The sequence below is a fragment of the Nocardia terpenica genome, assembly GCF_013186535.1.
Taxonomy (GTDB): domain Bacteria; phylum Actinomycetota; class Actinomycetes; order Mycobacteriales; family Mycobacteriaceae; genus Nocardia; species Nocardia terpenica.
Genome location: NZ_JABMCZ010000005.1, coordinates 739292 through 752742, shown reverse-complemented (window position 1 = coordinate 752742; position 13451 = coordinate 739292). Strand labels below are relative to the sequence as shown.

Sequence of the window (13451 nt, the reverse complement as noted above, 5' to 3'; positions counted from 1 at the left end):
GTGGGCGACGGCCGGAATGGCGGCAGGTCGGGCAACGCCCCGGGGTGAGCACCCGGGGCGTTGTTGTGACTGGAATCACACACCTGCGCCGTAGTGACCGGCATTAAACGCTCTTCTCTCAGCCTTTGCTAAGTCTTTACTATTAGCGTGACCTTGCCTTCCGGGTGACGGCGCGGACAACGGTGTCCGCGCCGCGCTTTTCTCGATGCCTGGAGAACATGTTCCGAACCGACCGGACCGGCCCCACCCGCTCCGGTGAAGGAGAAATATGTCCACCGACACCGACACGACATCGCGTCCGGTCGCTCCGCCGGGGCGGTCCTGGTCCGAACGGCTGTCCTCGATTTCCCGCCACGATCTGCCCGCCTCGATCGTGGTGTTCCTGGTCGCGCTGCCCCTGTCGTTGGGCATCGCGGTAGCCTCCGGCGCCCCCGTCGCCGCCGGACTGATCGCCGCCGCCGTCGGTGGCATCGTGGTCGGCATCTTCGGCGGATCCCCCCTGCAGGTCAGCGGCCCCGCGGCCGGACTGACCGTGGTCGTCGCCGAGACCATCAACCAATTCGGCTGGAAGACAACCTGTTTCATCACCGTCGCGGCCGGGCTGCTGCAGATCGTGTTCGGCCTCAGCCGAATCGCGCGCGCGGCGCTGGCCATCGCGCCGGTCGTGGTGCACGCCATGCTGGCCGGTATCGGCGTCACCATCGCGCTGCAGCAGGTGCATGTGCTGCTGGGTGGTTCGTCGCGCAGCTCGGCCCTGAAGAACCTCGAGGACCTGCCCGAGCAGCTGCTGAATCTGCACGGCGCCTCCGTCGTGATCGGCCTCGCGGTGATCGCCATCATGCTGGGCTGGCGCTACGTGCCCGGTAAGGCGCGCCTGATTCCGGGCCCGCTGGTCGCGGTGCTCGTCGGCACCGTGCTGTCGCTGGTTCTGCCGGGCGATCCGGAGCGCATCGCCATCAACGGCTCGCTCTTCGACGCCATCGGACTGCCCGAGATGCCCAGCGGCAGTTGGGGTGCGGTCGCGCTGGCGGTGCTGACCATCGCCCTGATCGCCAGCGTGGAGAGCCTGCTGTCGGCGGTCGCGGTGGACAAGATGCACTCCGGCGAGCGCACGAACTTCGACCGGGAACTCATGGCGCAGGGCGCGGCCAATATGACCTCCGGCCTGCTCGGCGGCCTGCCGGTCACCGGTGTCATCGTGCGCAGCGCCACCAATGTGCAGGCGGGCGCGCGCACCCGCGCCTCGGCCCTGCTGCACGGCGTCTGGATTCTGGTGTTCTCCATCGCGCTGGTCGGCGTGGTGCAGCAGATTCCGAAGGCGGCGCTGGCCGGTCTGCTCATCGTGATCGGTATCCAGCTGGTCAAGCTGGCGCACATCCGGATGGCAAGGCGCACCGGCGATCTCGTCGTCTACCTCGCGACCATCCTGGGCGTGGTGTTCATGAACCTGCTCGAGGGTGTGCTCATCGGCCTGGTGCTGGCGTTCGCGCTGCTGCTGTGGCGCGTGGTCAAGGTCTCGGTGCAGGCGGCCCCGGTGGCCGGTACCGAGCGCTGGATCGTGAGCATCGACGGCACCTGCACCTTCCTGGCGCTGCCCAAGCTGTCCTCGGAGTTCGCGAAGGTCCCGACCGGCGCCGATGTGCTGGTGGAGCTGACCGTCGACTTCCTCGACCACGCCGCCTACGAGGCCATCCACGACTGGGCGCGTCAGCACGAGAATACCGGTGGCACAGTAGAATTCGTGGAGATCGGCACCGCGCGCATGGAGCACGCCACCGCCGGTCCGCCGCGGCGCGGCCGCACCCGCGGCATGCTGGACGCGGCCATCGGCCCGTGGCCGGAGCGCAACGGCAATGCCGTCGCCGCCGGTATCGCGGCCTACCATCGCGGCCACGCCCACGTGATGCGCCCGCACCTGGACGACCTGCATCACAGCCAGGACCCGGATTCGTTCTTCCTCACCTGCGCGGATTCCCGGATCGTGCCGAACGTGATCACCAACAGCGGCCCCGGCGACCTGTTCACGGTCCGCAATGTCGGCAACCTGGTGCCCGCCGATGGCTCGGACTCCTCGGTGGAGGCGGCCTTGGCCTTCGCGCTGGGCAACCTGTCGGTGCGAAATGTGGTGGTGTGCGGCCATTCCGGGTGCGGCGCCATGCATGGGCTGCTGAGCGGAGTCCCCGCGGGCCCCGGCCTCGGCGACTGGCTCGCCAAGGGCGGACCGAGCGTGCAGCGCTACCGGGCGGGGCATCCCGTCGCCGCCGCGGCGGCCGCCGCGGGCTTCGGCGAGGCCGACCAGCTGAGCATGGTCAATGTGGCCGTCCAGTTGGATACCTTGTACGCCCATCCGGTGGTGCGACAGGCCATGGCGGAACGCGGGATTCGGGTGTCGGGGTTGTTCTTCGATATTCCGACGGCCCGTGTTCTGGAGATCACGACCGATGGGATCGCGGAGATCAGCGAGGCGCACGTGGCTCGGGTCTGAGTCTTCTACGGCTTCGGGTGACGAATTATTAACGGCCCCAGCTGCTTCGGCGGCTGGGGCCCGTTCGTTCTTTGTCGGGGGATGCTGGGTGGGGACCGTGACGCCAGTGTGCGCCGAGTAGGGGGACGAGAGTTTTTGCCACAGTTGGGTTATCGCCGATGGCACCGTCGATGCGCTGTTCACGAGACATCCCATGCTGTTTCGGCATGGGGTGAACCGTTTCCGTCTTCGACAGTCCGCGAATGAAGTGTCAGGCTCGGCGGCGCATGGTGGCTGCACGGTGCGGCGGCATGAGACGAGAAAGGGTGCCGATGGTGTCGCGTTCGGTTCAGGACCTCGAAGTTCGGTCGGCGGGAACGGTTGACGGCTGGGCCGTGGTGTCGATGGTGGTGACACGGTGACCTGGCCGGATCGACGGGTTTACGATCGGCGGCGAATGCTCGCCGCGGCGTTGCTGGTTCCCGCGGCGGGGTATCTCGCCACGGCCGCAGGTTCGGCGGCGGCGCCGGATACGGGTTCGGCGGCGCCGCCGCGGCCGGATCCTGTTGCGTCGCTGGCCGAACTGGAGCGTCGGTACGGTGCGCGGCTCGGCGTGTTCGCGGTGGCGACCGGCACGGGCGCCACCCTCGCGTACCGGGCCGACGACCGGTTCGCCATGTGTTCGACGTTCAAAGGGCTCGCCGCCGCGGCGGTCCTGTCCCGAAACCCGTTGTCGCACCTGGATACTCGGGTGTCATTCACCCGGGACGAGATCCGCTCGATCTCCCCGGTCACCGAGCGGCACGTCGACACCGGCATGACGATCGGGCAGTTGTGCGATGCGGCGATCCGCTACAGCGACGGCACCGCGGGCAATCTGCTGCTCGACGATATCGGTGGCCCGGCCGCGCTGACCGCCTATCTGCGCACCCTGGGTGACCCCTGGAGCCCCATGGACAACTATGAGCCCGAGCTCAATCGAGACGCTCCCGGCGACGAACGCGACACCAGCACACCCCGCGCACTCGCCACCGATTACCGCACCCTTGTGCTCGGCACCGCTCTGTCGCCCGAGAAGCGTGGCCTGCTTACCGATTGGCTGCTGCGCAGCACCACCGGCACCGGCCGCATCCGCGGCGCAGTTCCCGCGAGCTGGCCGGTCGCCCACAAGACCGGCACTGGCGATTACGGGCGAGCCAACGACGTCGCCATCATCTACCCACCGTCGACTCCGCCGCTGGTCCTGGCGATCATGTCCGACATATCCAACGACTACAACGCCCAGCCCAGCGACCAACTCATCGCCGAAGCCGCCACACGAACACTCACCACACTGTGCGCCTGGCCGTGAGCCGACAGCGGCTGTCACGCGGGGGAGGAGAAAACTGCTGTCGGTACCGAGTGCCAGGGTCTCGCCCGGTCGTTTGCCGGTATTCGCCTTATCGGGAATAGCTGAATCCGAATAGGCGCCGTCGGGCATCGACGCAACCGCAGAGTAATGCTGGGACAAGCTTCTTCGCCGACGTGGATACACTCCCGGTCGAGTTAGCCATTCAGTCGCCATATCGCACTACTAATTGGTAAGTGCAATTTTCAATTGTGGGCGGATGGGCGTATCGTCGCGATCATGGCGAAACAGAGTGCGGTACTCCGGACGATGATGCGCGCATCCGCGGCGGTCCATCGGTTCGTCTTCTCGGCGAGTAAGGGCAGGCTCCTGGGCTCGAATCGCTTCGGCGGCATGCCGGTGCTGATGCTGACCACGACCGGGCGAAAGAGCGGCAAGCAACGAACGACAATGCTGACCGCACCCGTTCAGGAAAACGGAACCTTCGTCGTCGTCGCCTCCGGGGGCGGCAGCGACACCACCCCGGCCTGGTTCCTGAACCTACGAGACAACCCGATGGTCGAGGTCAGCGACGGCGCCCAGGCCCGACCGATGCGAGCTCGCATCGCCTCGGCGCAGGAACGAGCGGAACTGTGGCCCAAGGTCGTAGCGGAGTACCAGGGATACGAGGAGTATCAGAAGAAAACCACCCGCGAAATCCCGCTGGTAATCCTCGAACCCGCGTAAGGGTACGCCGTTGGCACAGTTGCGCGTTGGGTCAACGCCCGGAAATGCCGCCGAGAGGGCAGCCTGCGTAGCGAGAGCGACTGTGGCACAGAATATTCGGCAAGGAGACGAATGCGACGTCGGCGATAAGAGCCTCCCGCTCGAACTGGCAGGGCTTGCTCACCGAGAAGCGTCGCCCGGCCCGGATCGGTCGTAGAAAAGGCGCTCGATTACCTGTCGGTGCGGTTGACCCAGTGGCTTTCCGTCGGTGCCGAGGCCCAGACCTCGGTATCCGCTGGTCGCCAGATAACGACCGCATCCGGGTAGTGGGCCAGCTCGGCCAACATCGCATCGGGTCCGTGGAACGATAGGACGATTTTGCCTTCCCTCGGGAACTCGTAGCGCATTGCCTCAGGTTCGACATGATGACGAAACGGTGGCTGTCGGACGGGGCCGACACCGCCGGTTGGAACTCCATCGGCCAATCATGCCGTGGTTCATGGGCACTCGGCCGTGTGCTTCCAATGTGGGCCGCAACAACGATGTTTCGAGGGATGCGCTGATGCGCGCGTTTGTGGGTCGTCCTGTCATTCCGAGTGGCGCTCGTTGATCGAACATGCAGATTGGTTGTGCGACAGGGCCTTCCAACGCCTAACCGCCGTGCAGCCCGTCTCGTTCTGCCTCCAGTGCGGTGTTGGCGTTCCGTAAGGCGGTGTTGGCGTCTTCGAGGTCGAGGATGCGGCCGATGCCTGCGAGGTTGATTCCGTGTTCGGCCAGGGTGGTGATGCGGTGTAGGCGGGCCAGGTCGTTGCCGCTGTAGCGGCGGGTGCCGCCGGGGCTTCGGGCGGGGGTGATCAGGCCGCGCTGCTCGTAGAGGCGCAGGGTCTGGATCGCGATTCCGGACAGCTCGGCCGCCACCGAGATTGCGTATACCGCCCGGTCCGATCCGGGTAGGTGGTGGTCGTGTCCGTCCGTGCCCATCTCAACTCCTCGCCGTCTCCGCTCCGGGGTACCTCAGCCTAGTTCTTGCACTCTCCTGTGGTGAGTGCTAAAAAATATCTGTGTCAGGTGACATAGGTTATCTGGTTTCTCTTCGAGCGAGAACGGAGTGAACTGGAGGTGGCGACCATGTTGATGCGCACCGATCCCTTCCGCGATCTGGATCGTCTGACCCAGCAGGTATTCGGGACACCGGCCCGTCCGGTCACGATGCCGATGGATGCCTGGCGCGAGGGGGACGAGTTCGTCGCGGAGTTCGATCTGCCCGGCATCGACCCGGGCTCGCTGGATCTGGATGTGGAACGCAACGTGGTGACCGTGCGTGCCTCGCGCCCGGAGCTGGAATCCGGCCGGTCGATGGTCGCGGCGGAACGCACTCGCGGTGTGTTCGGCCGTCAACTGTTCCTGGGGGACAACCTCGACACCGACGCCATCCGCGCCGACTACCGCGACGGAGTGCTGCGGTTGACGATCCCGATCGCGGAGAAGGCCAAGCCCCGCAAGATCGAGATCACCCGCCACGACCAGGAACGTCAGGCGATCAACGCCTGATCCGCGAAGTCGACGCGACCTGCCCCTCGCGTCGGCCGCCGCCGGTGCGTCGAGCCCGAAATCAGTCCCCGCGGGCACTCGCATACGCACTGGGCTCTTCCCGGTAACCGGATACGCGAGAGCGAGGTGATGCCCTTCTCACGCAACGCATTACATTCCCCGCGGTCGGCGGTAATGCCGCCTGTGTATCGGGCACGCCCGTGCAGACGTCGGCTCGTCCTCCCAGGATCCCGACGGGCACCGTGCACTCACAGGTCGGGCATCCGCCGCCGCGCGGGAGGTACATCGCTGCATGGGCGGGCCCGGTCGATACCGCGCCGGGCCCGTCCGGATGCCATACCCGTAACTCATGGTGCCGAAGGACAACGCTTTGATGAACACTTCCGCCGCTTCGAGTCCGGTGCCGCCGACCGGTGAGGAACCCCCGGTCTTGTACTGGCCCGATCCCAGCCCCTTACAGCACTGGTGGACCGAGATCATGGACGACGCTGTCACACCCGCTTCCCCCGCGCCGACAAGAGTAGGACCCAAGTCGTGACACCGCTGCTGGTCGCCGCCGTAACCGCACTGACCGCCCTGACCGGATGGGCTTGTGTCGTCGGCACGTACCGGCGCGAAGTTCACCGACACTTCCGCACCCATCAGCATTGAGCGGAGGCCGACCGTCGGTACGAGAGCCCTACCGGGATTCACGGCGCGCGAATAGAAAGGCTTGTGGCGCTTGACCTTTCGGGGTGAGCAGCAGCTCAGCCTCGACGTCGAATCCGGCGTTGCGGAGCCAGATGGTGATTCGGTCCGGCTGGCGGCGGTGGATGTGGACCTTCATTGGATGGCCGCCATAGCCCTCGGTCTTCCACTGCGACTCGGTGCCGGTGTGGAACAGGAGTTGCAGCGGTGCGCCTGGGCGCAATGCTCGATGGAAGTGTCCGAGTACGGTCGGTATCTCGTTGTCGGGGATGTGAATCAACGACTGCCAGGCGAGTAGGCCGGTCAGCGAAGCGGGCGGTAGGTTCAGATCGGTCATCGAACCTACCTCGAACCATACGTCCGGGTGATCGCGTCGTGCTATCTCGATCATTCCGGGAGAGAGGTCGATTCCGAAGGCGTCGATGCCCAGCTTGTGTAGGTAGGCGGTGATATGGCCGGGGCCGCAACCGATACTCGATCGGCGTAGCTGGCTGCGACCGTGTCGTAGGAGGCTCGGGTGTTGGTCAACCAGTCTTGGTCCGTGCTCACCGTCCGCACGGTAGTCCATGGGCGTGAGTAGACATGCGGCATACGGGTCCAACGGCAGGGCCAGATCTGTTGTGGCGCGGGACATTCACTATGTCGGAACGCCGGACAGCCATAGAGTGGTAGCGCTGTGCAGCGTCGGGTTGCCGCGCAGCACGATATCCGTCCCTCGTGGCCGCTGCGGCAGCTGGCGGCGTTGGTGCCGCATGGCAGGTTCGAGGAAGTTCCCGGGGTTGCCCACAGTCTGTGGTCGACCGACCCGGAGATGTGGGTCGATCTGGTCACGAGATTGTGTGCGACACCGGGTGAATCAGCGGTCGTGGTGCCGAAATCCTAAGCGACGAGGGGCTTTACGTCACGACGGGAGGAGGGTTCCGGTGCGTTTGAGGGTGCGTACCACCGGTGCCGTTTCCAGGTGGCCGACGGCGTCCAGTGGGCCGATTCGGTCGGTCAGGTATCGGTAGAGGTCGCGAGAGTCGCGGCAGACGACGCCGACGAGCATATTGGTCGGGCCGGTGGTGACGGCGGCGAATTGGACCTCGGGGTGTCCGGCGAGCGTCTGTCCGACCGTGGTCAGGGCTGAGGTCCGTACCGACAGCCACAGTCGGGCCGACGCGTGATAACCCAATGCCTCGGGCACGACGTCGACCTGAAACCCGAGGATGCCGGTGCGCCGCAGCTGCTCGATGCGCCGCCGCACAGTCGATTCCGACCATCCCGTGTGGGCCGCCAACGCCGCGTAACCGGCGCGGCCGTCGATGGATAGTGCCGACAGCAATGCCTGGTCGGTCTCGTCCACCGCGCACGCCCGGGTGTCCGGCTCGGGTGGCTCCGGCCGCAGGCGGTCGGCCTGGTGCGGGGTCAGGCAGGACAGTGCGCCCCAGCCTTGCGGGTTGACGAACCCGTGCAGCAGCCAGTGCCCGGACACGGCCAGAATCCGGTTGGCGCGCGGCAGCTTGTCCACCAGCGCCTCGGGCGTCGCGGCGGAGGTGGCGCAGGAAATCTCGGTGCCGCCGGACAGGACGTGCACCCAGTGGGTGTCGGCGCGGCGGGCCAATGCCTCGCTGATGGTCCGGGTCGCGTCGGGTGTGCACCGCATCCGCAGGACCCACGTCGGGTGACCCGTCGGGGTGTTGTCCACCGCGCCGACCACCCGCAGCACTCCGGCCGCCCGCAATCGCCGGTATCGGCGGGCCACGGTGTTTTCGGAACTGCCGAGCACCTCGGCGATCCGGCTGAACGGTGCCCGGCCATCGATCTGCAATGCATGCACCAGTCCACGATCCAGCTCATCGAGGGTGACGGATTCCATCATCCGATCTTATTTCGTGACGGAATCCGGGAGAAAGAGCTTGCTTCCTGGCGGTGCACCGTCCGACCGGATGAGCTGGACTCATGACCTTGGATTTCGATGACTGGTACACGACCACCACGGTGCCCTGGGATATCGGCGAGCCACAATCGGCCGTCGTGGCGTTCGAGCGGGCCGGACGAGTATCCGGCGCGGTGCTCGATGTCGGCTGCGGCCTCGGCGACAACGCGATCTACCTCGCCCAGCGGGGATACCGGGTGACCGCGATCGACGCCGCCGCGCCCGCCATCGAACAGGCACGCCGACGGGCGGCGGCGCGCGGGGTGGATGTCGGATTCACCGTCGCGGACGCCACCAGCCTCACCGGCTTCGACGACCGGTTCGATACGGTGCTCGACAGCGCGCTCTACCACTGCCTCACCGATGAGCAACGCGCGCAGTACATTACGGCCCTGCATCGAGCCACGAAACCCGGTGCACGGCTGAACATGCTGTGTTTCTCCGACCAGACCGTCGGCGGGCTACCCGCACCGATTCCCGTGCCGGAGAACACTATTCGCGATACCCTGACTACCGGCGGCTGGACGATCACCGACCTGCATCATGGTGAGCTGGCAGCGGTGACCGAGTCCGCCCGCGAGTTCGTGACGCACTACCCGGATGTGGTGACCGATCCCAAGGGGCGGGTGCTCATGCCGGTATGGATCGTTCAGGCACAGCGGTTGTAAGACAATTCGGGCCGCTCGACCCTCTCGCGGGCCGAGCGGCATTCTTGCGTCCATGGATGTTAGACAGTTGCCGAACCGAGGAGCTCGAGGGCGCGTTGCTGTACGTCCTCGGTGGCCTTGTCCGGGGAACCGCAGTCGAACGGCGGCTGCGGGTCGTACTGGATCGCGAGTTGAATTGCCTCGGCGGTCATTTGGGCTGTGAGCCGGGCGGCCAAATCGAGTGCCATGTCGATTCCGGCCGAGACACCGGCCGAGGTGACGATCCGGTGCTCTTCGTTGACGACAACGCGGTCCGGGACATACCGCGCGCCGAGTTCTTTCAAGCGCTCCACCACTTTCGGGTTCCAGTGCGTCGCCGCGTCGATTCCGTTGAGCAAACCGGCCGAGCCGAGCACAAGGGCACCCGTGCACACCGAAGTGGTCCACCGGGTTTTCGGGTGGATCATTTTCAGCCAGTCAACCAACCGCTTATTCTCTGCTCGGCTACCCGGACCTCCCGGGACAACCACGATGTCACAGGTTTCGATCTCGTCGAGCGGGGTGGTGTCGGTAATCGCCAGGGCACCACTATCAGCGGGGACCGGGTCGGTTTCCACTGCGGCGAAAGTGATCTCGGCATCGGGGATGAAGCGGAGGACCTCATACGGGCCGATCGCGTCGAGTGTGGTGTACCGGGGGAAGAGGGGAATGACGACGTGCATATCTGCTCCCTGGTTCGGGCTCAGGCGAATCCGCCTTGATCGGCCGGTTGGTATGCGATCGGGACGATGCCGGACGGCGGCTCCGCCGCCGCGGGAGGTGCCCCGAGAATCGGTTCGGTCTCCGGGAAGGCATCCGGGGCGTGCAGATCCTTGATCAGCCGGTCGATCACCTCGCGCTCGGTGCCGATCATCGTGAACACGTGCGCGTAATCCTGTCGGCTCGCCGGGTTTCCGGGCTCGAGCAGTAATGACTCGGTGGACAACGAGTACCGCGCGATGATTCGATCATTGGGTTTGCGGAACCGCACGGTGAGAGCCAATGGAGTACGCGCCACCAACAGGTCCCGCTCGAGGTGGCTCGCCAGCTTCCGGAGCTGGTCTTCGAGGTAGACCGCGAGGTCCTGGGCCTCGCGGGCCAGCGAGATCTGCGCATCATAGGAATGCTTGGCCAGGAAGTCCCACAGGATCAGCGGGGAGAACCCGTTGCGGGAACCGGCGAACGTCGTATCCAGCGAGCCGATGTACACGGGGGAATCCGGTGGCTGCAGTTGGTATTTCACCTTGGTCATATAGATACCGCACGGCCACGGCGCGCCGATCCACTTGTGCCCGCTCATCGCGATCGACGCCACCATCTTCATGCCGTGGACCGTGAGGGAGAAGTCGAACTCCGGAATCGGGGCCTCGGGGACGTATTGATATTCCGGGCTGTTCGCGGCTATCCGCAGGAACGGCATGTAGGCGGCGCCCAGCGCGCCGTCCACGTGAATCCAGAAGCCGTGCCGCCTGCTGTGCTGTCCCGGGGCGTATTCGACGTCCCGCTCCAGCAGACCGTATCGCTCGAAGACGGGATACAGCTTCTCGCAGACCAGTTGGACATTGTCGTACGCGCCCTTGAAGGTGCTGCCGTAGTTGAGGCTGACCATGATCGGATGCCCGCGCTCGGCGAAGAATTCGACCAGCACGACGAGCTTGGCCACGTCGATCGCGCCGCTGTCATGGGAGGGGACCTCGGCAGGCCACGCGCCGTCGGAGGTGATCGGGCATTCGCCGGGGTAGTCGCGCTGACCGGCTGCCGAGAAGGTGTCCACCGCCAGCACCCGCACCGCCTTGGTGAACGAATAGTGGGTGTCCTCGGAGAAGAACGCGATCGGCTTGTAATAGTTCGGTGAGTGCTCCGGTGTCTTCGCCTGGACATAGACGAGATCGGGAACGACCTCGTTCTTCGAGTTCACGGTTGTCGAGTGGCTCGGATCGGCGATCAATGCCTTGCCGCCGAGGTAGTCTCGCGCATTCCACAGCGCATACATATTGCCCTCGGTGGACCCCATGGACAGCATGTAGCCCCAGTAGCTGTTCCCTTCGTCCGGACGATGCGGCCACTCGGCCCGCCACAGAGCGGCGAAGTAGTCGAGTACGGCCTGCTCGACCGCTTTGCTGTTGACCTTCAGGCCGCCCGAGGTATAAGGGTCGCCGACATTGTTGATGGGGTGGTCCATGAACCGCGCGAGATCGGTTCGATAGTCCAGTGCGCAGTTGACCTGATAGCCCAGGAAATGGTCGCGCTTGGTCTCGAGGTAGTCGTCCAAAGTGTCGAGCGCCCTACGCCGTTGCTTCTCGGTCAGCCCGGTGGCGGGCAGCTGGAACTGCGCGGGGTCGGGGCCGTCACCGGTCTGATAGACCTCGACCGGGTTCAATCGCGGATCGGTGACCAGGTCGGGGCGGTCGACCAGACCGGCCGAGGTCAGCAGCTCCGACCAGGGTGTGCCGTCCGGCCCGTAAGGGAAATTCGGACGGGTCTGTGCCTGCGTCATCGGGTTCCTCCTCGATTCGGTGAATCAGCGATCTTCTGCAGCAGCAGTGCCTCGGCGAGCGTCATGTGCTCGAACTCGGCGTAGCTGACGCTTTCGTCGACCCCGTGGATGGCGGCCCGGGGCTCCTCGCAGCCCCACAGCACGATGCCCGCGTTCGGGTTGACCTTGTGGAAGGCGTGCACCAGCGGGATCGAGCCGCCCTGACCGGTTCGGACGGTGTCGGATTCGTACGCCTCGGCGATCGCCTCGCTCGCGAGCCGGTAGTAGGCGCCGCCCTCGTCGGCCAGGAAACCCGCACCATCGGTGACGAAGGTGACCTTGGGCCGCACGCCCCACGGCATCCTGCTCTCCAGGTGCTGCCGGAGGGCCTTGCGGGCCTGCTCCGGATCCTGCGACGGTGCCAGCCGCACGCTGATCCGGGCGGTTGCCTTGGGGCGCAACGCGTTCGACGCCTCGGACATCGAATTCACGCCGTCCAAGCCGACGACATTGATCGCCGGTTTGCCGAACAGTCGCTGAGCGAGCGTCCCACTGCCCACGAGGGGCACCTCGGGCAGCAGCCGAGCATCCTGACGAAACTGCTTCTCGTCCACGGGCGTCCACGAGACGTCGGCGGTATCCAGACCCGCCACAGCGACATTGCCCGAGTCGTCGTGCAGGGACGCGAGCAGGCGCACCAGCACCATGAAGGCGTCCGGCGCCGGTCCGCCGTACATGCCGTTGTGGACCGGGGCGTCGAGTGTGGCGACTTCGACGTCGAAGACGGAGATCCCACGCAGGGTGGAGGTCAGCGTCGGGACGCCGAGGCGCACATTGCCGGTGTCGGCGACCACCACCAGATCGGCGGTGAACCGGTCGTCGTGTGTGTCGGGATCGTTGAGGTAGTCCTCCAAAACCCCGCGCCCCAGCTCCTCTTCGCCCTCGAAGACGAATTTGAGATGCACCGGCGGACGGCCCGCGAACGCGCGCACAACGCCCAGGTGCATGCAGATCCCGGACTTGTCGTCGGCCGCGCCGCGCCCGTAGAGCCGAGTGTCGGCGCCGTCGGGCTGCTCCCACGGCTGGAACGGGTCACCGCCCCAGCCGTCGGACTGCTTCGCAGGTTGCACGTCGTAGTGGGAGTAGATCAGCACGGTCGGGGCATCGTCGGTGGCGGCGGAGTGATCCGCGAACATCAGGGGAGCGGTCTGATTGCCGTTGTAGGTGATGGTGTCTCGCCGCGCCGAGGCGATCCCCGCCTCCTGGAATACCGAGACGACGGCATCGCAGCAGTCGACCACGTCCTGCGGCGGCGGGTCCGCGCTGACCGACTTGATGCGGACCAGGTCCGCGAGCACCTCGTGCAGGCCGGACATCAACTCGTGCACCCGTTTTCGGAGATCAGTCGGCTCCGGACGATCCTTGCGGGTGCTGGCGGTCTGCTTCATCTGCTCGTCCCCTTCCCCGCGCCCCAGAACGAAATCGGCGTGCGTCGCGGGATCTCGATGCACATCGGATACCGTCTGGTGGGCACTTTCGCTGTGTTCCAACGGTTTACGACTTGATCATGCATCGTCGTCCGGAACGACATCAAGAGGTCACATAGGGGCTGTACG

11 protein-coding genes are annotated in these 13451 nt (G+C 65.8%); 5 read left to right on the top strand and 6 right to left on the bottom strand.

Annotation, left to right across the window (positions count from 1 at the left end):
• Positions 1-268: 268 nt before the first annotated feature.
• The 3 genes from HPY32_RS39365 (at position 269) to HPY32_RS39355 (ending at position 4538) form a co-directional block, all read left to right on the top strand.
• Positions 269-2485 carry a SulP family inorganic anion transporter gene (locus HPY32_RS39365; protein ID WP_067587800.1) on the top strand — a complete coding sequence of 739 codons (2217 nt, stop codon included), beginning with the start codon at positions 269-271 and terminating at the stop codon, positions 2483-2485.
• Between the two features lie 436 nt (positions 2486-2921).
• Positions 2922-3815 (top strand): class A beta-lactamase, encoded by an 894-nt coding sequence (gene bla / locus HPY32_RS39360; RefSeq protein WP_171983332.1) that lies wholly within the window; start codon positions 2922-2924, stop codon positions 3813-3815.
• Positions 3816-4091: 276 nt separating this feature from the next.
• Positions 4092-4538, top strand: a complete 447-nt coding sequence (locus HPY32_RS39355) for a nitroreductase family deazaflavin-dependent oxidoreductase (RefSeq protein ID WP_231951629.1) — start codon at positions 4092-4094, stop codon at positions 4536-4538.
• A 630-nt stretch (positions 4539-5168) separates the two neighbouring features.
• Here HPY32_RS39355 and HPY32_RS39350 read toward each other — a convergent pair.
• Positions 5169-5498 (bottom strand): MerR family transcriptional regulator, encoded by a 330-nt coding sequence (locus tag HPY32_RS39350; RefSeq protein ID WP_067587805.1) that lies wholly within the window; start codon positions 5496-5498, stop codon positions 5169-5171.
• Positions 5499-5630: 132 nt separating this feature from the next.
• Here HPY32_RS39350 and HPY32_RS39345 point away from each other — a divergent pair, with 132 nt between their 5' ends.
• The gene (locus HPY32_RS39345) at positions 5631-6068 is read left to right on the top strand and encodes an Hsp20/alpha crystallin family protein (protein ID WP_082871345.1); all 438 of its coding nucleotides are present in this window, start codon (positions 5631-5633) and stop codon (positions 6066-6068) included.
• A gap of 679 nt (positions 6069-6747) precedes the next feature.
• Here HPY32_RS39345 and HPY32_RS39340 read toward each other — a convergent pair.
• The gene (locus HPY32_RS39340) at positions 6748-7323 is read right to left on the bottom strand and encodes a class I SAM-dependent methyltransferase (protein WP_231951630.1); all 576 of its coding nucleotides are present in this window, start codon (positions 7321-7323) and stop codon (positions 6748-6750) included.
• Between the two features lie 333 nt (positions 7324-7656).
• Positions 7657-8613, bottom strand: coding sequence for an Lrp/AsnC family transcriptional regulator (locus HPY32_RS39335; protein ID WP_067595770.1), 957 nt, complete (start codon positions 8611-8613; stop codon positions 7657-7659).
• A gap of 83 nt (positions 8614-8696) precedes the next feature.
• Here HPY32_RS39335 and HPY32_RS39330 point away from each other — a divergent pair, with 83 nt between their 5' ends.
• Positions 8697-9341 carry a class I SAM-dependent methyltransferase gene (locus HPY32_RS39330; protein ID WP_067587811.1) on the top strand — a complete coding sequence of 215 codons (645 nt, stop codon included), beginning with the start codon at positions 8697-8699 and terminating at the stop codon, positions 9339-9341.
• 59 nt (positions 9342-9400) lie between these two features.
• On the opposite strand, the gene HPY32_RS39325 is transcribed toward HPY32_RS39330, so the two are convergent.
• The 3 genes from HPY32_RS39325 to HPY32_RS39315 are packed head-to-tail and all read right to left on the bottom strand — an operon-like array spanning position 9401 to position 13346.
• Entirely contained in the window at positions 9401-10042 is a 642-nt protein-coding gene (locus HPY32_RS39325; RefSeq protein ID WP_067587814.1) for a DJ-1/PfpI family protein, read from the bottom strand.
• Between the two features lie 20 nt (positions 10043-10062).
• Positions 10063-11856 (bottom strand): pyridoxal-dependent decarboxylase, encoded by a 1794-nt coding sequence (locus HPY32_RS39320; RefSeq protein WP_067587817.1) that lies wholly within the window; start codon positions 11854-11856, stop codon positions 10063-10065.
• Entirely contained in the window at positions 11853-13346 is a 1494-nt protein-coding gene (locus HPY32_RS39315) for a M20/M25/M40 family metallo-hydrolase (protein ID WP_082871346.1), read from the bottom strand. The genes HPY32_RS39320 and HPY32_RS39315 overlap by 4 nt, the downstream gene beginning before the upstream one ends.
• Positions 13347-13451 lie beyond the last annotated feature (105 nt).

What these genes read in the sequence shown, in the direction of transcription:
- HPY32_RS39365 (WP_067587800.1), top strand. Translation starts at nt 269, where the DNA reads ATGTCCACCGACACCGACACGACATCGCGTCCGGTCGCTCCGCCGGGG.
- bla (WP_171983332.1), top strand. Translation starts at nt 2,922, where the DNA reads ATGCTCGCCGCGGCGTTGCTGGTTCCCGCGGCGGGGTATCTCGCCACG.
- HPY32_RS39355 (WP_231951629.1), top strand. Translation starts at nt 4,092, where the DNA reads ATGGCGAAACAGAGTGCGGTACTCCGGACGATGATGCGCGCATCCGCG.
- HPY32_RS39350 (WP_067587805.1), bottom strand. Translation starts at nt 5,498, where the DNA reads ATGGGCACGGACGGACACGACCACCACCTACCCGGATCGGACCGGGCG.
- HPY32_RS39340 (WP_231951630.1), bottom strand. Translation starts at nt 7,323, where the DNA reads ATGGACTACCGTGCGGACGGTGAGCACGGACCAAGACTGGTTGACCAA.
- HPY32_RS39335 (WP_067595770.1), bottom strand. Translation starts at nt 8,613, where the DNA reads ATGGAATCCGTCACCCTCGATGAGCTGGATCGTGGACTGGTGCATGCA.
- HPY32_RS39330 (WP_067587811.1), top strand. Translation starts at nt 8,697, where the DNA reads ATGACCTTGGATTTCGATGACTGGTACACGACCACCACGGTGCCCTGG.
- HPY32_RS39325 (WP_067587814.1), bottom strand. Translation starts at nt 10,042, where the DNA reads ATGCACGTCGTCATTCCCCTCTTCCCCCGGTACACCACACTCGACGCG.
- HPY32_RS39320 (WP_067587817.1), bottom strand. Translation starts at nt 11,856, where the DNA reads ATGACGCAGGCACAGACCCGTCCGAATTTCCCTTACGGGCCGGACGGC.